This window comes from Pedobacter cryoconitis (assembly GCF_014200595.1).
GTDB classification, from domain to species: Bacteria; Bacteroidota; Bacteroidia; order Sphingobacteriales; family Sphingobacteriaceae; genus Pedobacter; species Pedobacter cryoconitis_C.
This window is the reverse complement of the sequence record NZ_JACHCG010000002.1, coordinates 511,107-530,810: the sequence shown is the minus strand read 5'-3', so window position 1 is coordinate 530,810 and position 19,704 is coordinate 511,107. Positions and strand designations below refer to the sequence as shown.

The 19,704-nt window shown below is 38.6% G+C and carries 17 protein-coding genes and 1 tRNA gene; 8 read left to right on the top strand and 10 right to left on the bottom strand.

Features of this window, described 5'->3' with window-relative positions; translation table 11 throughout:
• Position 1 precedes the first annotated feature (1 nt).
• Together kdpA and HDE70_RS16270 are read right to left on the bottom strand one after the other, a co-directional pair.
• The gene (kdpA, locus tag HDE70_RS16275) at positions 2 to 1,720 is read right to left on the bottom strand and encodes a potassium-transporting ATPase subunit KdpA (protein ID WP_183868159.1); all 1,719 of its coding nucleotides are present in this window, start codon (positions 1,718 to 1,720) and stop codon (positions 2 to 4) included.
• 9 nt (positions 1,721 to 1,729) lie between these two features.
• Positions 1,730 to 1,807: a potassium-transporting ATPase subunit F gene (locus HDE70_RS16270; RefSeq protein ID WP_082035969.1), complete on the bottom strand. Its 78-nt coding sequence runs from the start codon at positions 1,805 to 1,807 to the stop codon at positions 1,730 to 1,732.
• Between the two features lie 366 nt (positions 1,808 to 2,173).
• Here HDE70_RS16270 and HDE70_RS16265 point away from each other — a divergent pair, with 366 nt between their 5' ends.
• The 3 genes from HDE70_RS16265 (at position 2,174) to HDE70_RS16255 (ending at position 4,500) form a co-directional block, all read left to right on the top strand.
• Positions 2,174 to 3,031: a DUF4349 domain-containing protein gene (locus tag HDE70_RS16265; protein WP_260160956.1), complete on the top strand. Its 858-nt coding sequence runs from the start codon at positions 2,174 to 2,176 to the stop codon at positions 3,029 to 3,031.
• A gap of 333 nt (positions 3,032 to 3,364) precedes the next feature.
• A tRNA-Pro gene (locus HDE70_RS16260) sits at positions 3,365 to 3,438 on the top strand.
• 189 nt (positions 3,439 to 3,627) lie between these two features.
• Entirely contained in the window at positions 3,628 to 4,500 is an 873-nt protein-coding gene (locus HDE70_RS16255) for a WG repeat-containing protein (protein WP_183891254.1), read from the top strand.
• Between the two features lie 96 nt (positions 4,501 to 4,596).
• Here the strand turns inward: HDE70_RS16255 and HDE70_RS16250 are convergent, their stop codons facing one another.
• The 3 genes from HDE70_RS16250 to HDE70_RS16240 form a co-directional block, all read right to left on the bottom strand.
• Entirely contained in the window at positions 4,597 to 5,733 is a 1,137-nt protein-coding gene (locus tag HDE70_RS16250; protein WP_183868157.1) for a hypothetical protein, read from the bottom strand.
• Positions 5,734 to 5,847: 114 nt separating this feature from the next.
• Positions 5,848 to 6,777: an alpha/beta hydrolase gene (locus tag HDE70_RS16245; RefSeq protein ID WP_221302088.1), complete on the bottom strand. Its 930-nt coding sequence runs from the start codon at positions 6,775 to 6,777 to the stop codon at positions 5,848 to 5,850.
• A gap of 264 nt (positions 6,778 to 7,041) precedes the next feature.
• Positions 7,042 to 7,608, bottom strand: a complete 567-nt coding sequence (locus HDE70_RS16240; RefSeq protein WP_183891253.1) for a TetR/AcrR family transcriptional regulator — start codon at positions 7,606 to 7,608, stop codon at positions 7,042 to 7,044.
• 217 nt (positions 7,609 to 7,825) lie between these two features.
• Here HDE70_RS16240 and HDE70_RS16235 point away from each other — a divergent pair, with 217 nt between their 5' ends.
• Entirely contained in the window at positions 7,826 to 9,040 is a 1,215-nt protein-coding gene (locus HDE70_RS16235; protein WP_183891252.1) for an alpha/beta hydrolase-fold protein, read from the top strand.
• Positions 9,041 to 9,048: 8 nt separating this feature from the next.
• Here the strand turns inward: HDE70_RS16235 and HDE70_RS16230 are convergent, their stop codons facing one another.
• The 4 genes from HDE70_RS16230 to HDE70_RS16220 all read right to left on the bottom strand — a co-directional run bounded on the left by HDE70_RS16230 (position 9,049) and on the right by HDE70_RS16220 (position 12,837).
• Positions 9,049 to 9,747 carry a hypothetical protein gene (locus tag HDE70_RS16230; RefSeq protein ID WP_183891251.1) on the bottom strand — a complete coding sequence of 233 codons (699 nt, stop codon included), beginning with the start codon at positions 9,745 to 9,747 and terminating at the stop codon, positions 9,049 to 9,051.
• Positions 9,748 to 9,765: 18 nt separating this feature from the next.
• The gene (locus tag HDE70_RS16225; protein ID WP_221302087.1) at positions 9,766 to 11,580 is read right to left on the bottom strand and encodes a hypothetical protein; all 1,815 of its coding nucleotides are present in this window, start codon (positions 11,578 to 11,580) and stop codon (positions 9,766 to 9,768) included.
• The gene (locus HDE70_RS27155) at positions 11,555 to 11,935 is read right to left on the bottom strand and encodes a hypothetical protein (RefSeq protein ID WP_221302086.1); all 381 of its coding nucleotides are present in this window, start codon (positions 11,933 to 11,935) and stop codon (positions 11,555 to 11,557) included. Before HDE70_RS27155 ends, HDE70_RS16225 begins: the two co-directional genes overlap by 26 nt.
• A gap of 92 nt (positions 11,936 to 12,027) precedes the next feature.
• Positions 12,028 to 12,837 carry an alpha/beta fold hydrolase gene (locus HDE70_RS16220; RefSeq protein ID WP_221302085.1) on the bottom strand — a complete coding sequence of 270 codons (810 nt, stop codon included), beginning with the start codon at positions 12,835 to 12,837 and terminating at the stop codon, positions 12,028 to 12,030.
• Positions 12,838 to 13,093: 256 nt separating this feature from the next.
• On the opposite strand from HDE70_RS16220, the gene HDE70_RS16215 reads away from it, so the two are divergent.
• Positions 13,094 to 14,440, top strand: coding sequence for a S41 family peptidase (locus HDE70_RS16215; protein WP_183891249.1), 1,347 nt, complete (start codon positions 13,094 to 13,096; stop codon positions 14,438 to 14,440).
• Between the two features lie 49 nt (positions 14,441 to 14,489).
• Here HDE70_RS16215 and HDE70_RS16210 read toward each other — a convergent pair whose 3' ends face one another.
• A complete protein-coding gene (locus tag HDE70_RS16210; protein WP_183891248.1) occupies positions 14,490 to 16,877 on the bottom strand; it encodes a TonB-dependent receptor in 2,388 nt (795 codons plus the stop codon).
• A 276-nt stretch (positions 16,878 to 17,153) separates the two neighbouring features.
• Here HDE70_RS16210 and HDE70_RS16205 point away from each other — a divergent pair, with 276 nt between their 5' ends.
• The 3 genes from HDE70_RS16205 (at position 17,154) to HDE70_RS16195 (ending at position 19,698) form a co-directional block, all read left to right on the top strand.
• The gene (locus HDE70_RS16205; RefSeq protein WP_183891247.1) at positions 17,154 to 17,744 is read left to right on the top strand and encodes a TetR/AcrR family transcriptional regulator; all 591 of its coding nucleotides are present in this window, start codon (positions 17,154 to 17,156) and stop codon (positions 17,742 to 17,744) included.
• A 36-nt stretch (positions 17,745 to 17,780) separates the two neighbouring features.
• Positions 17,781 to 18,176, top strand: coding sequence for a VOC family protein (locus HDE70_RS16200; protein WP_183891246.1), 396 nt, complete (start codon positions 17,781 to 17,783; stop codon positions 18,174 to 18,176).
• A gap of 172 nt (positions 18,177 to 18,348) precedes the next feature.
• Positions 18,349 to 19,698 carry an OmpA family protein gene (locus tag HDE70_RS16195; protein ID WP_221302084.1) on the top strand — a complete coding sequence of 450 codons (1,350 nt, stop codon included), beginning with the start codon at positions 18,349 to 18,351 and terminating at the stop codon, positions 19,696 to 19,698.
• Positions 19,699 to 19,704 lie beyond the last annotated feature (6 nt).

The following is a 19,704-nucleotide window of genomic DNA, read 5'->3' as shown; positions in this document are numbered from 1 at the left end:
TCTATTTAATCAGGGTAAAATATTCTGCCAGCGGGCCTAAAGTCAGGGCAGGGAAATATGAAAGGGCATTTAATACAATGATCACCGCAAAAGTCATCAGACTGAAAGTCAGTGTTTCTGCTTTTAAAGTACCTGCCGATTCCGGGATATATTTTTTAGCACCGAGTAATCCAGCAATAGCTATAGGGCCGATAATTGGTAAGAACCTTCCCAGGAACAATACAAATCCTGTAGACACATTCCAGAAAACATTATTGTCACCTAAGCCTTCAAAACCAGAACCGTTGTTGGCGTTAGAAGATGTCATTTCGTATAACATCTCTGAGAAACCGTGGAAGCCCGGATTATTTAACCATGCTTTTGGTTGTACTGCCCATGCTGCATCTGCATGATTAACGATGATAAAACTTGATAGTGCTGTTCCCGCAAGAATCAGAAAAGGACTTAACAGGGTGATTAATGCTGCAATCTTAATTTCTCTGGCTTCTACTTTATGTCCCAGGAATTCTGGTGTCCGCCCTACCATTAAACCGGATATGAATACGGCAATAATGAGGTAGATAAAATAATTTAGCATCCCTACTCCACAGCCTCCGTAAAAGGAGTTGATCATCATGCCTAATAGTTGCCAGAAGCCGGTTAGTGGCATCGCACTATCGTGCATACTGTTTACTGATCCTGTAGAGATAATGGTGGTAACTGTGCTCCAATAGCCAGTAATTGCCGGCCCGAACCGTACTTCTTTACCTTCCATTGCACCGGTAAGCTGCGAAATACCCATTTTTGCGATTGCAGGGTTTCCTCCGAGTTCACTGCTCACGGTTGGAATCAGTAGTAAGAGCATACCTATGGTCATGACGCCGAATATCATCCAGGATAGTTTTCTGCGCCTGATAAAAATACCGAAAGCAATAACCATCGCTATTGGAATGATCACCTGTGCGATTAGTTCTACGGAGTTAGTGAAATATGATGGGTTTTCTAACGGGTGCGCAGAGTTTGTACCAAACCAGCCACCGCCGTTGGTTCCTAAGTGTTTAATAGCCACGAATGCAGCTGCGGGGCCTCTTGATACGTTTACGGTATCACCTTGTAAGGATATAAATTTGTCTTTTCCTTCGTAGCTTGTTGTTGTACCTGAAAAGGCAAGGATAATAGCCATCACTAAAGAAAGAGGTAATAATAACCTGGTAATTGATTTCACAAAGAATTCCCAGAAGTTCCCCAGATTGGTAGAGGTTTTGTCCCTGAAGGCTTTAAAGAAGACTACAGCGGCTGCAATACCGGTTGCGGCACTTACAAACTGAAGAAACATCATCACAAAGTGCTGTGTAAGATAGGTCACACCGCTTTCTCCTGAATAATGTTGCAGGTTACAGTTTACAACGAAACTGATGATGGAGTTAAAGGCAAGATCAGGAGACATTCCTGGGTTACCGTCGGGATTAAGTGGCAGCTTATCCTGATTCATTAAAACGAAGAATCCGTAAACCAGCCATACAAGGTTGATGGTCATCAGCGCTTTCATGTGCTGCTTCCAGTTCATTTGCTCGTTAGGATTAATTCCGGAAAGTTTGTAGATACCAGATTCAATAGGTTTTAAGAAGTCAGTCCAGACTTTTTCACCAGCAAATACCTTTGCGAGGTATTTACCTAAAGGAATAGCTATAACCAGGGTAAGCAGGTAGGTAGCGAAGATTCCAAATAATTCAGTGTTCATAGCGTTCAATTAAAATTTTTCGGGTTTAATCAGCACGTAAATCATATAGATGAATACTGCGATTGCGATAATAAATAGTGCGATCATAATTTTAGATTTTTTCGAACCAGTCGATTGATTTGTAACAGATCCATGTCAGGACCAGAAGAGCGATTAATAGTAGTACAGTCATCATGGTGTTTATTTTTTATGGCCTTATCCAATCGCTATACCAAAGAAAAAGACTGAGTTATAAACAGCTATTTTTCAGTGTTTTAAGCGGAAAAACGAATTTTTAGGAAAAATATACCGGGTTAAAACCCTTCCATTTTGGAAGGGTTGATTACCGATATGGAAGGTTAGCTACAGACAAAGGGCTTTTAAATTAATTTAGAAGGGGGTTCTGATATATGTGTATGACATAGGGTTACTTAACAGCGTATAACAGTATTAAGGGAAAATTTAATCCTTAACATGATGAAGAAATATTTGATTTATGGAATACTAGGTTTAACTGCACTGGGTTGTAGCAGTGACAAAAAATCGGGCGCTTATGAAACTGCTGATGTTCAAAAACAGAGTTCTGCCTTATCATCAGATACTGCGGTAACTGAAAAGATTGTTAAAACCGCGGACATGAGATTCAGGGTAAAGGATGTACAGTCTACTAAAGAAAAATTAGGAAGTATACTGAAAGCTGAGGGCGGCACGATTACCGGGTTTAACACACATAGCATGATCAGACAGAATGAAAAGGTAAAATACTCCGCCGATTCTTTACTGGAATTGATTGCTTACCGGGTAGAGGGTTTGGTAGTTGCGAGGATTCCTTCAGAGAAACTGGATGATTTTACAAATCAGATCGCAAAGATGGCTGTGTTTATTGATGACCAGTCTTTAAAACAGGATGATCAAAGTCTCAACTATTTGAGCAATCAATTGAAAAATAGGAATAAGGTGGAAGCGGTAACGCAGTTGAATAATTCTGTTTCAGGGAAAAAGGTCAGTGTAGCAGAAAGGTCTTTAGCATTGAAGGATGAATTAGTAGATAATAAGGTGAATAATTTACTGACTGACCGGAATGTAAGGTACAGTACGATTACTTTAAATTTTTATCAGGATAATACGATTAAGAAAATGATAGTGGTCAATGATAATTTATCTGATTACCGCCCTGATTTTTTTAAACGGTTCTGGTTAAGTTTTGAGAATGGCTGGGGTGTGTTTAAGGAATTTATTCTGATACTGGCCAATTTATGGGCATTAATACTGGTTGCAGTTGCTGGTTATTTTGTTTTTAGACACTATCGCAGGAAAAAATTAATTGCATAATTGAATTTTCAAGAGATTTTAAGCGTTCAGGTGCATGTTTAAGCTTTGTTTTAGAAGTTTAAACAGGGACTTGAATGCTTTTTTTTAAGCAATCTCCTACTATCTGTTCTTTATCTACATCTTCGCTGAATTTTTTTCTCCTTGAAAAGCAACACATTAAGATATTTTTACGGTTTAAATGCTCGTGAGGGATAAAAATGTCAATTCTTTACTTACCTTTGTTGCACACCAAATCAGAAAGATCATTTATGATCATTTGAAATTTGGTCTCTGCAAATAATTAATATATATTGCAGACCCTTCGCAAGAGGGACAAAGGTGATACCATTTTTTCGGGGTGTAGCGTAGCCCGGTATCGCGCCTGCTTTGGGAGCAGGAGGTCGTAGGTTCGAATCCTGCCACCCCGACTTAAAAAAAAAGAGATCGAATGATCTCTTTTTTTTTGCACTAATATTTTCAGATCATTAGCTTGCCCCCTAAAACTACCATTAATCAAATTTTTCTAATTCAAGTATTCTACACCCAATGGGCTTAAATTAATAAATGAACCCATCGTGTGCAGCAGAAGATCAACCGAAATGAACAAACTTATACTGATGAAAAAATCATTAAATATCATTGTCTTACTATCATTGTTTTTCCAGATGGCTTCCTGTCAATCGTCCAATTGGAAATTAAAATATGATTACATAAGCGACTACCAGGAAGATGGGCTGATTTCAGTAGGAAAAAAAATTGGGAAGGGTGAAAATAAAGAATTCAGATATGGTTTTGTGTCTCCTGAAGGCATAGAAAAAATTCCTTTAAAATACGAACAAGGCACTAATTTCTTTGAGGAAAGAGCAGCTGCGGTTATCCATGATAAACATGGATTTATTGATACAAAAGGACAAATTATTGTCCCTATTATATATGATTATGTTGGAAGATTTAAAAACGGAATGGCCGATGTTAAACTAAAAGGTAAATCTGGCTTTGTAAATAAATCCGGAGTTGTAGTCATTCCAATAAAATATGATCATGTATCTGATTTTGATGAAAATGGGATGGCAAAAGTTGGAACTATAATTAATGTTATTGGCAATCAAAATATTAACAAGTATGGCTTAATTAATAAGAAAGGAGATGAAGTCGCTCCGATAAAGTTCGATGATATCGGAATATTCTATACTAATAAATTGCCCGCTATTGCTGTAATAAAAAACAATAATAAATGTGGTTTAATCAATACACAGGGAAAAGTGTTGATTCCATTAAAATATGATGGAATTGAAATCTACGACAACCTGCAATCACAAAACTTAATTATTGTAAAACTTGATGATAAATATGGCCTGACTAATATTAATGGGATTGAAATTACTCCTGTAAAATATGATTACATTAAAGATATTGATGAAGGTAAGATTGAAGTTTATGAAAAAGGCGAAACATTTTATATCAATAAAGACGGTAAAAAAGTTAAATAAAATTTGATGTGCACTACAAGACTATAAAAACTATTTCTGCCTGTAACAAGAAGACAGAGCCGTCTGCACCATAAAACAGACGGCTCCTGAGCAGATTTAATGGTCTTGTTTACCTCTTTTTGGAGTTTTAGTCACGTTTGGAATGAAAACTAAATAGTCGTAACCTTTTATAATTCTTTCCAGCTCCAAATTCTCTACTTCAAGCTTCTTTTTAGAGATTGCTTGTTTCAAGGGTCTTAAATCATAGGCATACCAATTGTCATCTTTTACAACGGTTAAGAAAGATTTATATTCATCCAAATCAGCCAATGTTTCACCTTCTTCCTTTCCGATGAGCATAATGTGTAATGATTTCCGGTAATTTGCCTCTTCAATATTAGAAACCAGGTTGCCAATATCGAATACTTCCATTAAACTCTCTCCTTTAGGCACGTGATTAGCACCAAATTTGAAAAGATTTTTCTTGTCTTTCCATTCAGGGAGTTTTTCAAAAACCAGATGTTTCATGTATTGAACTCTTAAACGATGAATTCGATTTAAATATAGTTCCCTGCTTAATTTCAGTGCTTCAAGTTGCTCTTTCTCGTTGGCTGATAAATTCAGAGCGCTCAATGCGTTCATTTTTGCCAGACAATCATCAGAGAACAAATAGAATGTGGTGTTGTTTTTCGTGTCATAAACAGCGGAATTAGCAATCATCTGTTTATAAATTTCTTTTGCTTGAGCATTTTTGGATAGTTTACTCAATTCCGAAAGCAGTAACCGGTCTGAAAATAAACTAATTTGATCAGCTCCATATACTTTGATATTCTGCTGAAGTATGTTTTTGAATAAATCAAACTCAGCTTCACCTTGTAAAAAAGATAAAGCTGAACCTGATTCATTACGGAATTTGTCCAGCTCAGCAGCAGACAAGGATTTAATTTTTGTTGCCGTGGTGTTGATTGTATATGGATCAATTTCCAGAATATAGTTGTCGAACTTAATATTATTGATAACAGCATTTGTGAAGTAAGGGACTTCACTGGTGAAATGTAGCTCGCCCAATAACACAGAATTGTTTTTACTGATTTCATCCATTAAGGTAATCCATCCTTTGCCTTCGAAAGCTTTGTTATTATTTTTTTTAAAGGTGGAGTAGTTTTTTTGAATTAAACTATCCATTAATGTGTTTTGTGCGTAACTGAAATTGGCAATAAACAGGGTTAGAATAAGTAGTTTGGTTTTCTTCATATCTTTTTTTTAGAAAGATACAATAAATTGAATTTATCACTCAAATGATTCACCTTAGGTGTAAACTTCATGCGCTGACAGAAAAGTATTTTGTTTTATCTCTCAAGTTTTATGTTACTTCAAACTATTCAATTTAACCCATGCGTGTATAGTCTCTATAATTTCGTATTTACGCTCCAAAGGTACCCAATGTCCCGAAGGCTGATCGATTACCGTAAGATTTGAACAGGCTGCCCGCATAGGATTTCCGATTTTGCTCAAATTAATATTCGAAAATGGTTCATATTCATCATTGACAAATAGAACGGGCAGGCTCAGCTTACCATTATTTGGTGCAGTTTTGGCGTAAGCAATGTTGGAGTCATCGTTCAGATAATAGGAATTGCATGGACGGAAGCCTGTTTTTTTAAATGCAGCAACTAAGGCATCAAAGTCAGGTTTCGTCCATAATGTATAATCGGGCTCCGTGGCGGGTGCCCGGTGCGCAGCGCCATAACGTCCGCCATGAGCGGTCACTAATGCTGAAGGCGACAATTTTCCGGCTGAGGCAGGATCACCCTTCGTAAAGATAGATGCAAGTGTTGCCGGCACATCAGCGTCCATGTCGCTCACGGCCTGGTCAAAATGGGTCAGGTAGAAACGCCAGTAGTCCCATTGCCCGTCCGGATATTTATTGGCGGGGTAAAGGGTTCGGTCAACCAGCGGTATCAAGTTCGGCAATGCCCAGCCATCCGGCAAATAAGGTACAGACATCAGTACTACCCCCCTGCTGATCTTAGGATAATGCGCAGCAAGGGATCCGGCTACTACACTTCCCCAATCGTGCCCAACCCAAATTGCTGCTTTACCGCCCAGGTGAGCATCGAGTTCTACCATGTCATCAACGATTTCTTTGATAGCATAAGCTCCTTTTGTCGTGGGCACCGATGAATCACCGAAACCGCGCAGGTCAGGTGCGATGCATCGCCATCCTTCGGCGGCAAAGGCTTCCATTTGTGCGCGCCACACTAATCCAATCTCCGGCCACCCGTGAACGAAGATCATCAATGGGCCGTTGTCTGGCCCTGCTTCCCAATAATGCGTCGTAGTGCGCTTTGAGGTAAATGTATGCGAAGTTAATACTGGTTCTTTTTGCTTTGAATTTAGCGTTTGATCGTTGTTTGGAGCAGCGTCTGCTTCAAGACTTAAAATACTGAAGAGCATGCATGCCGCAAAGACTGCCCCTGCTTTAATAAAATTCCTTAGTAAAATCATAACTATATCGTTTAATTGTTTTTATCTGGCTATTAATTTTTAATTTCTTTTCATTTAAAGTAGTTTTTGAATTATTGCCCTGGCCGATTGTAAATCATCTGCCTGTTTAAATATGGAGGCTGCTACTATACCTCCATCCAGCATCATGAATATCAGATCGGTCAATTCTTTATCCGTTAAAAGCTTTTGATGTCCTGAATTAATCACTAACTCAGCTATAAAATCCTTAAGATGCTGCTTTGCCTTCTGGATCTCTGCTAATACCCGTTCATCACTCATCCCGGCTTCGTCATTTGCTTTTATAAAGCGACAGCCGCTGTATCCATTCTTTAACTGACGTTCACGGTGATAATCAAATAGTACTAATAATTTTTCCCTGGGGTCAGTTACTTTATTAACGTCGCCTCCAAGTTTATCAAACCAGCGCTCATGTGTGCGCTGCAAGTAAGCTAGTAACAGGTCAGTTTTTGATTCGAAATGTTTATATAAAGATGCTTTGGCAATGTCAGCTTCTTCGATCACCTGGTTGATTCCTGTCATATTATAGCCCTGTTTAAAAAACAGTCTTTCTGCTGTATCCAGAATTTTATCAGCTACTACTTGTCCTCTTTGCTTGATCATACAATAAAGATATGCATTAAATATACAAGTCTGTATACTTAATACATAATTGATTGTTATTTGATATATAATTAACAGTCAATTTTTAATAGTTGGGTCAGGTACCATGCCACACCGACACTAAAATAAATGTGAAATATTTGTAACACGGTCAAAAATCAGGCGTCTATTAAACAAAAATAAAATACTATTTATTGACTTTTAGCTAAAAAAACGCATGAAATCTCTTTACTTTTCAATCCTTTTCTTATTATTTTCTTTTTGTATCCATGCACAAGAAAACAGTCCATTTAATACTGGGTTTGAAGAAACACTTCCTTCAAAGATTATGGGGCAGGAACGTAAAGTCTGGATACATATTCCTAACAGTAACGGAGGAAATAAAATAAAAGACAAAGGACATTATCCTGTAATTTATTTATTGGATGGAAGTGAAAATTTCAATACCGTTGTAAGTATTATAGAGCATATGAGTGAATCAGGTCTTTGTCCGCCGATGATTGTAGTTGGAATCCTGCATGCAAACAGAGTAAGCGATTTAACAATTGGTACTGATAAAGAATTGCCTGGAGTTGTTGGCAACGGAGAAAAATTCATGTCATTTGTCGGGAAAGAACTTATTCCTTATATCGATAAAACTTATCCAACTACTACTTATAAAACATTTATTGGCCATTCCCTGGGGGGTTTAACAGTCATAAACACTTTGCTGCATCAGCCGGATTTATTCAATTCTTATGTTTCGCTTGACGGGTCATTGTGGTGGGATAATCAGAAAATCGTGAAAGAAGGAAAAAATATTTTACCAGTTCAAAATTATAAAGGAAAAACATTGTTTATCGCTATGGCCAATCGTTTGGAAAGAGGGGTAGATACGCTAAGTGTTCAAAAGGACACAAGCGGGGCTACAGCACTTATTCGCAGCAATTTGGAATTCATCAAAGACCTTTCTAAAAACAAAAAAGACCAGTTGCGTTTTAAATACAAATATTACGAAGATGATAACCATCCTTCGGTAAGACTGATCGGAGAATATGATGCGCTTCGATTCATCTTTGACTTTTATAAGCTTAAAATTTATGAAAGCGAAATAAACAATCCTGATTTTAAATTAGATTCTTTACTGGTTTCGCATTATAAGAACGTCTCTGAAAAAATGGGATATACGATTAAGCCAGATGAAAGCCAGATTAATAATCTTGGCTACAAAATGATAGGCACTAAACAATTTAAAAAGGCAGAAACCTTATTCAAACTCAATATTGCCAACAATCCTAACAGTGGCAATTGTTATGATTCAATTGGTGATTTATATCTTGAAACCGGAGATAAAACAAGCGCTGTCCAAAGTTTTAAAAAAGCTTTAACGTTGAAAGAAATCCCGGAAACCAAAGAGAAATTACAGAAGTTATTGAATGAAGCGAAAAAATAAGTTGATGATCAACAGATCAGCAACAATCTTTTCTGTCCGGATTTTTCCTCAGGTGCACGGTGAAGACAAGGAGGAACCTGACTTTCAGGATGATCAACCGCTAATCTCCACAGATGACCGAGACCCAGGTTTATGAGGTGAGCATCAGGTTTAGCCTGATAGTGTAAATCAAAGAAATATTCACTGAGGAATGATTCAAAATCTTCCTCAGCCCCATGATATAGTTTTTTGAGTTCAATACGTATTTCCGGAATAAGGACTTTTTTTGTGCCTTGTGAATTTGGTAATATTTCACTCGGCTCACCATAGTAAGTGCATAAAAAGGTATCGGTTGGTATAGGAGAACGATCTACATGAAAAGAATAAACGTCGGTTGGAAAAAACGGGTAGGAATCATCCCGATCATAATAGCTGATCACATTAAGGATTGGTGATGCGCCATGAGCCTCCAATATCTTCAAATCATTTAAGAGAATTTCGCGGGCAAGTTGTCCTTGTTCACTCAACTGAAGTTCGCAAAGTTCCTCTTGTTCAAGGACTGTTATATTTCCGCTTAGCTCTACTTTTTTAACAATTTCAGAAAAATCACCTGTTAGTTCACGAGTCCAGCAAATCGCGTTCATTTCTCCATTAAATGGCGTAGAAATAAGGTCTTGAAAATTCGTGACACAATGAATTTGATTCTCAGCGTAAGATAAATCTATCATAATAGCAATATAATTTTATTACTTATCCATGTTAATATATGCAGGATAAGATTCACGATCGGGCAAATCAAATTTTTCGTCGTAAGGTTGTATACCTGTGCCATTGTTGTATAATGCCACACGTTTTACACCAGTTGCTGTGCTGCCGCCAATACTATTGATCACGTTTTGGATATTACCCGGGCCAGCAAAACGAGTGATAATCATTTTTTCAAATTTCACATTCGGACTATTAGGTATTTCAAAGCCATTTTTCTTATTCACCTTACCATCAGTCCCTGTGATAACTGCGTAAGAACCCATTCCTATACTATGATGTTCTTTTACAGTATTCGCTACCTTGAATGCGGCATAACCATCAACTCTGCCTCCCTGACTGCTCCAGCTTGCTTGATTTGGGGCATCGTAAGGCGGTTCATTCTGGAAGAAATAGGTTCTGCCACGTTCTCCAAGCCATAACACTTCATATTCCTGGTAGTGTTCGGCAAACAGGCCATAAAGTGTAACATCATCGCCAGTAACGATAAGGCCGTTTTTACATCTATCTCTCACCCAACGTAAACCTCCTCCACGTTGCGAACCATGATCGGCACGCCACAGCCAGAAATGATCGCCCACCACATTATTACTGTTTATTTGCATAGAGGTTTGTATCTGAATATTTTTTGATTGAACCCCACCTACTCTACAAGTGATATCTGTGAGCAATATAGGATTTGCAGCATGATCTGCATTTGCTCCTTCATCACCAATTCTGATCTGATAAGTTGTACTATTGAATGAATCCATCAAAAGACCAGCAATGATAATTCCATCCTTATCGTCAGCATAGATGCATCCCCAGGTGTTTTTCTCAGTAGGCTCCAGCGTTACCGAAGCTATGCCTGCACCCAGAAGTATTGCATCCTTTCTATTCACTTGAACAGGCGCATTCAAGGCGTAATGCCCCGGTGTGAAAAATATATTTTTACCAGCTTTTAGCGCAGTATTGATTTCTATATCAGTATCACCGTCTTTTGCGATATACCAGCCGGTTAGCAAATCTTGAATTTTACCTTCACCCATACCCGCTGACGACCAGGAAACACCTGCTCTATCCTTTTGCCATGCCGGAACAAATACTTTGTATTCACCATCATTATCTATAAAAAGGAAAGGTTTTTCTCTGATCATTGGTGTAACAGGAATTGGAGAGTTGGCATCATCCGCTTTTGGAGGATTGACACAACCTTGCCAAACCATATTATACGACCCGCCCATAGCTCCCGAACCCGAAGGAAAGATAGCATTTCTGGTATACCATTGTTGTTGTCCGCCCCAGTTTGGTCTGGATGATATATAATGCGTATCGGCAATAAAACCACCACTACCCCAAAAGTTAGTATCTCCAATATCTGAAATATATTTTGAAGTGCTTTCAATCAGCATTCTTCGTGCACTGGTTGATTGAGAAACTGTCCAGGCAAAATCCCGCATCACGGCTACATTTTCCATAGAACGCCAAAATGTACACGTTGCATTTGCTCCACCTGAAAGGTGAGGTCTGGTAAATACAGAACCTAATTTAACAGCTGATGGTACTTTGCCCAAACCTCCAATATGCGAGTAGAAACCTAATTCTATGGAGTTAGCCTCTGCTGCTGATGCAGAACCTGATCCACCTGAATCATAAGTTTGATCATCAACATTTGCTTTGAAATAGTATGCCTGGCGCTTTGTAGTCCATTCGCCATTGGGGCCGCTCAGACCAATAGTACTAAATTGCGAATTAATATCATTTCGTGCAGTTTCTGCTTTTTCATGTTTTCTATCGTAGAAATACAATATGGTCACCAAAAATCTGGTTCTCTAACGAAAGTATTATTGTAATAGCATTACGGGTAATCTTATAATAGTTTTCGTACTTATCTGCATTTGGCTTGTTATCTGTAAATGTTAATTTGGAAGTTGAACCCACCGGTACAAAATCTGAGGCCAAACGACTCCCCCCTCTTGTAATTACATAATTTCCAGAAGAGCCGAATGCTGGCCATGATAACGCTATATTATGTTTCTTCTTGTTGTAGACAATCTTACGTGCTATCTTATTCTCCTGTCTTTTTGTAGCAGATGGATAGGATATTACAAAACTGCATAGCGTCAACATCAACGCAAATGCCGTAAATACAGAGATTATCTTTTTACTCATAAGAATATTATTTTTTTGAATGATTTCTATTGCTTGTTATACGATCAGGTTTTTAGGTTTCCGAAAATAGTAAATAATCTATTAATTCGATTTTACTTTAGCCAATTGTGCACTTTCAGCACTGCATCAGCGAATACCTGCGGCGCCTCTTGTGGAACGTTGTGACCTGAATTTGTAATAATATGTTCGTGAAGTCCAGTGAACATGCTGGCAGGATCTGCTGTTCCACCTGGCTTAAGCGGGTCAGTTTTGCCATCAATTGTTACTGCCGGTACTGTTACTTTAGGCTTTTGCGCCAAAAGGTCTTCCATTGGCTGTAAAGATGGATCACCAGCAGTAAGACCATGCATCCAGCGGTAAGTATGTGTAACAACCGCTACAAAATCAGGATTCTCAAATGATTTTGATGTCCGGGCGAACGTCGCTTCGTCGAACTGCCAGTCCGGTGACCATTCGCGCCATAACATTCGGGCCAGTTCATACCGATTTTTGGCAAGGCATTCACGCCCGCGTTCCGATTGGAAAAGATGCTGATACCAGCAGACACGCTCAAGTGATGGTGTGGCAGCATGCTTCTGCTCATTCACATCTACTATATCGTAGCCCGCGTAAGATACAAGACCGCTAACTTGCTCCGGCCACAGCGCTGCTGCCGTACAGGAGGAATTACCTCCCCAATCAAAGCCTCCGACTATAGGTCGTTTTAAGCCCAAAGCTTCAGAAAGCCGGATCACGTCAAAACCACGGGCAACCTGCTGCCCGCTACGCATAATATCGGTTGAAATAAAGCGGGTTTCTCCGAATCCACGCGTAAATGGCGCAATAACCCTTGCCCCTGCTTCTATCAGGATTGATGCCACTTCATTGAAAGCATGGGCATCATAGGGGAATCCGTGTGACAATAGCACGGGCCAGCCGTCACTTGAACCATGTTCAAGGTAGGCGATTAGTAAACTATCGGTTGCTATGGTTTTCACTGGTTGATCTTTCATAATCTGATTTCTTTACTTCTATGATTAAATTTTCAAATATAACATCAGCTTAAATTTTAAGTTTCGGATTATTAGTTAAATCAGTAACCATCAGCAGCAATAATTTCTTTAATTAACAACAAAACAACACTATTAATAACATATATTAGTAAATAATTAATATTCAATGCTAAATTTCCACTTCACTGTTTGCATCTTACTGATAACTTTAAGTGTCCATGCACAACAAAATCGTGAAAAATCATTAAAAAACACTTCCTGGGTTCAACAGGGCTATGGAAGATCCTTAAAGATTGAGGATTCTACTTATATCTACTACAATACAAATAGTATAGCGTGTAAAGCGCTTGCTGATGGCAAATTGAGTGGAAGGTTTAGCATTGTTTCGTTAACTAAGGATGAACTTACCCTGAATCCGGGAGGAATTGTAAATTATATTTTTAAGCGGGTTGATTCTTTGCCTCCAATGTGCACTAATGTGGGTACAAATACAATTTCCTATGAGAAAAACTTTAAAGTTTTCTGGGAAACCTTCCATGATAATTATGCCTTTTTCAAGGAACGGAATATAAATTGGAAACAGGTTTATGAGGAATACCTGCCAAGGGTAAGGAAAATAAATGCTCCAAAGGAATTTGCCGTTATTCTGCTTGAAATCGTCAAAAAAATAGGTGACGGTCATATCAGGCTAGAAATTCCGGATTCTCTGAAAACAAAAGTGGCTGCAACAACGCTACCGGTAATCAGACGAAAAAAGGATGATATCATTCAGTCCATAAAAGACACTTATTTGGCAGACCCTCATACTTATAACAATGGGGTAATCAATTGGGGAAAGTTGAAAGGCTCACAAATTGGTTATATCCTGATTAAGGATATGAACAATTTTGCAAAGGATTATGACGACAAGATCAAAGATTCCAAACAGCCTCTGGCGCAGTTTGCTGATGAACTAAACGGAGTTGATCAGGTGATGAAAAATATACTGGCTGGCATTGGGCAGTCTGATTCAATAGTTATTGATCTTCGCTTCAATGGTGGCGGGCTGGAAACAGTAGCTTTAAGACTTTTGAGCTATTTTGTTGGAGAAAGTAAACATGTTCTTTCTGTAACGGCTAAAACCAATCAGGGGAATAGTAAAAAACAGCAATACATTTTACAGCCAGCAAACACTGCTTATCAAGGTAAAGTCTACTTACTTTTAAGTTCTCAGACAGCAAGTGCAGCAGAAATCTTCGCCTTAGCCGCAAGGAATTACCCGGATATTAAAACTATAGGTTCGAGAACTGCTGGTATCTTCTCGGAAATTTTATGGAAAGAACTCCCTAATGGATGGGAGTTTAGCTTATCGAATGAGATTTATACTGACCCAAAGGGAAAAACTTATGAAGGAACGGGTGTTCCGGTAAGCTCAGAGCTGAATTATTCAAGGAACCGGCTGGATTTCTATAATAGTTTTTACAGCGGGGACCGTTTTACAGACAAGGCCATAGACCAGATCCTGATTAAATAAAAAGTCGTCTGAATAATGATATCCAGACGACTTCTCCATATACTAATTACTAAAAGTGGTAACCTATTGTTCCCACTGCTGTTCTCGGTCTCATTGGCTCAATTGTACTCCAGCCTTTATAATATTCTTTATTGGTCAGATTGTCCACTTTAAATCCAAAAGTTAAAGCTTTTATACCGTACGAAACAGAAGCGTTCAGTACTGTATAAGAAGGAAGTGTAAATACCCCGGTTGTCGCTCTGTTCAGAATCAGGTTTTTTCCCGCGTAATTTCCACCAAAACCAAAACCCAGTCCTTTTACACTACCATTCATAATTTTGTAGCTAAACCAGGCATTGACAAGATCTGAAGGCCCTGCACTTTCTGGTCTTCTCCCTTCGTAGTCTGCACTTGCGCCTGTTAGTTTACTTGTGTTTTTACTATAACCTGCGTTGATATTAAAACCTGGGAAAGGATTAGCTTGTAATTCTACTTCAAATCCTTTGCTATAGTTTTTGCCACCTTGTGAAACATCATTCTGACCGCTATTCAAGACAACATTAGCTACACGTATATCATAATAACTCAAAGAACCGGTTAGTTTACCTTCTAATAAATCAGCCTTCACCCCTGTTTCCCATTGGTTGGCATGTTCAGGCTTGAAGTTTTTTGTAGAAGAAACTCCATCGATCGTCACATTTACTGGTTGCACATTGGTAAAACCGTTCATATAATTCCCAAAAACAGAAAGTTTGTCTTTCAGTAACTGGTAGACTAATCCAAATTTAGGAGATAATGCTGTCTGTGAATATTTCTCCGCATCTGCTAATGTTTTTCCTCCATTATGAAACCTGTCTACACGTAAACTGAACATTCCAGAAAGCGCAGGTGTAAAGTTTAAAACATCTGAGACATAAGCACTATAAACCTGCTGACTTGTATTGCTGTCATTATAACTACCTGCCGCTGCTATCGCTGCATCTGCACTTTCCCTGGTCAATATACCAGTATCAGTTCCACCAAGGGTAACCAGCCCTAAACCTGCATAAGGGGAACTCTTGTCAATAAATGTTCTGTTAAAGTAGTCAAGGCCGGCAACAATTCTATTGCGCATACCACCGATATGAAAGTCACCGACAAAGTTCTGCTGAATATCTGTGGTCTTTGTAGTTGAATTCTGATCACTGATATAACGGTCAAATTTAGAAGATCCGGCAACAGACTTACTTGACTCATATAAGTAAGAATAGTAACCATCAGATTTTGCAGAACCTATGGAAATTATAGTTTGGGAATTCCATTTATCTGATATTTTATAATTCATCTGGCCCTGCGCACTAGCAACCGGGGTCTTCATGCTCAAGTCATTACTTGTAAATGATTGCTTAGGATCATAGTTTAAACCAGCCAGATTAGTCACTTTCAGCGCGGTACCTCTGTCAAAAAACAACATTGTAGGGTTTGTACTTTTTGAGCTCAAAAACTGAGTATTCAACTGGAATGATAACCTGTCATTAACTTTGTAAGATAACGATGGCGCAATAAATCTTGTTTTCTTAAATCCGGCATCCTGAAAACTATTTTCATTATGGAATGCTGCATTCATTCTAAAAAGTAATTTATGGTTCTTATCAATTGGTGTATTAAAATCTGCGGTTATTCTATTTAAGCCATAACTTCCTGCGGTATAGGTAATATCTGTTGCAGTACCATCAAAAGGCTGTTTAGTTATCGTGTTAATCAATCCGCCATAAGAAATCAAACTGCTTCCAAATAAAGTTCCCGACGGGCCTTTAAGTACTTCAATACGTTCTATATTAGAAACGTCAAGACTACCATTGGTTAAGCCTGGTAAACCGTTTACCAGTGTAGGCTGAACGGCAAAACCTCTGAGAGAAAAATAACCTGCACCGTCACCGCTACGTCCTGTAGAAGACCATAACTTGTCAATACCGGGCGCATTTTTTAAAGCATCATCATAGTTGGTAATCACCTGCTCTGTCATCAGCTCTTTAGAGATCACAGCATAAACCTGTGGGTTTTCAAGATTCTTTAAAGGCATTTTTGAAACATAATTACTTTCCTTTACTGCGAATTTATTCGTTTTCCCACCGCTAACGATAACCTCTTTTAATTGCTGACTGGAAGCCGTAAAAGTTAGATTTACAATTGTGGTTTCTCCTCTGGTTATAGTCACATTTTGGGATATTGAATTTAACCCTACCAGGCGTGCAGCTATAGTATAAGTGCCCGTTGGAATATTTTTCAACTGGTACTGGCCATCTTTATCAGTCGCTGTATTGGCCACTCCCTTAATCGCAACCATAGCCAGCTCTACTGGCACCCCGTCCGATGTTTTTATAATTCCTTTGATTCCTCCTGTTTGTGCGAAGGAAACTGAAGTAACCAGCAAAAGAAAAAATGCGGTTACAGCGATTTTTGTTGTAGAAAAAAGCATAAATATTGGTGTGTGTTGTTTGAGGCAACAAACTTACAACATGAACTGATTATTAAACAGTTATTATTTAGACTGATTTAAAACAAGACTTTAAAATGACAAATAAACTAATAAGAAAAAGAAAGTACACACTTAAAGATAAAATTGCTTTAATTCTTCATTATTTATCATCGGGTCCCCTTACACCAGGAATTTGCAGGATATATCAGAATAAATTTTAAATATATTCATAAGTAAGAGATCAATCACTTATATTTGTTCAGTTAAATTATTCAGATGCGCCCAAGAAATAAAGAGAAAGAACAATTAGTGAAGGAACAAACGATCGAAATGCTGGTTACCCATGGTTTCGAGAGTTTTAGCGCCAATAAATTAGCAAAGGCCTGCGGTATTTCAATGGCTACTTTGTACATCTATTACAAGGACAAGGATGATCTGATTATACAGATCGCCAGTGAAGAGGTTGCAAAAATGAGAGCAGCAGTTATCCAGGGCTTTGATCCTGAATCCAGTTTTGAACAAGGGTTGCGTGTGCAATGGAAAAACCGGTTTGAATACCAGATCGCAAATCCCATTTTGAGCCTGTTTTTTGAACTATTGCGTTCTTCGTCTTATCAGGACAAGATATACAGCGGCTTCCGTGATGATTTTGATCATATGATCCGCAAGTTCATGCAAAACTCGATTGAACGCGGAGAGATTATCGCCATGCCTATTGAAGTTTACTGGTCTGTAGCATTCTCTCCTTTACAGGCATTGATCCGCGCCCATTATGAAGGACTACGACCAGGCGGCAGCGCATTTGTATTAACAGAAGAAATTGTTTGGCAAACGTTTGGGCTGGTTTTAAAAGCACTCAAAGTTTAGGTATAAACAGATTTAATATTACTTAATTTAAAAATAATGAAAATTAACCACATTGGATTTGCAGTTACTGAGGTTCCTGCCACTGTAGAATTGCTTGAAACTTATTTTGGTATGGAACGTGCTCCACAAACTCCGGTCAGCTCCAAAATGGCTTTTTTACTGGATAAAAACGGCTCGTTGATTACCTTTTTCAAAGCTGATGATGCTTTCTATCCTCAAATCTTTCATATCGGATTTATGCAGGAAACCGTTGAGCAGGTAAAAGAGCTACATGAAAAAATCACTGCCGGCGGATATAATCCGGAAGAGATCCGTGAGGAACATGGAAGACTTACTTTCTATTTTATGGCTCCGGGAGGATTTATGATCGAGGTCAATTCATTGATTGAAGCGAAGCGTCCGGAACTAAAGGATAAAGTGAATAGCAATTAAACAATTTAATAAGCTTATATTTATGTATGTGCAAGTGTCTGATTTACAGGTACTGAATTGAAATTAAAGGCGAGGGTGTATAGTGATCGTTTGAATATTATGAGTTAATGCGTCTTTTATTTTATAAAAGATTGATATAAACACTAAAATTTCTAACCTAAAAACTATCAACATGAATTTAATTGAGCTATTAAAAAGTCAGGTGAGTGATCATGTAATCTCATCTCTGAGCCAGAAAGCTGGCGTAAGCGAAGACCAGGTAAAAACTGGTTTCGCTGCTGGTATCCCCGCCGTTTTAGGTGGTATTCTAAAAAATGGAGCTGGATCAGACCCAGATATCCTGGCTAAAATATTACCAAATCTGTCTGGCACTGGTGCAGTTGCAGAAAGTACGCCAGAAGATTTATTAAGTGGTAGTGAGGACTCTTTACTGGATAAAGGAAAATCATTGTTAGGTGGTTTATTTGGAAACGACGCGGGCGCTGTAACCAGTGCACTTTCAACATCTACCGGATTGAGTGCCGAAAAATCTTCAGGATTAATGGCCATGATCGCGCCACTGGTTATTGGATTTATTACCAAAACAATGGCTGTTAAGGGCTGGAATTTTTCTGACTTGCTAAGTAAAATATTTGAAAGTAAACAGGAGATTACCGCAGCATTGCCACAAGGCCTGAGTGATTCTTTAGGGTTGGCAAATCTTAGCCTGCCGAAAGTGGAAATACCCAAAGTAGCTATTCCCAAGGTAGAGGTTCCTAAGGTAGATTTACCAAAAGTACCTCCTGTAAATTACGGAACAGTTCAGGATACGAAATCTGGTGGTGGGTTCCTGAAATGGCTGATCCCATTACTGATTATTATCATTGGTGCATGGTGGATTATGGGCAGATCAGGATGTAATAAATCAACAGTCGGCAACCCTACTGATTCTTTATCGTCCAAAGTTGATTCAATGGGTACTAAGATGGATTCTGCTGGCAGTTCGATGAAAGCAGGAGCCGCCGCGGCAGGCAGTACCATTGCAGGAAAATTAAATGAAGCAGGAGATTTCGTGAGAGATCTTGGGGCTAAAACTGATAAGAAATTACCTGATGGCACAGTGATCAGTATCGGGGAGAACTCTGTAGAGAACAGATTGATTGCATTTATTGAGGATAAGAATAAGCCTGTTGATAAAACGACATGGTTTACTTTTGACAGGTTGTACTTCGAAACTGGAAAAAGCACCTTAAAAGCAGAGTCACAGGAACAGTTGAAAAATATGGTCGCTATTTTAAAAGCGTATCCTGAGGTCAATCTAAAATTAGGCGGCTATACTGACAATACAGGAGATGCTGCAATCAATAAGAAAATATCTAATGAACGGGCTAATGCAGCAATGCAGGAACTGGTAAAATCAGGTGTAGATCCTAAACGCTTAGAGGCTGAAGGTTATGGCGCAGAGCACCCGATTGCCAGCAATGATACTGCTGATGGAAAAGCACAAAATCGCCGTATCGATATCCGTGTGACTAAAAAATAATCAGAG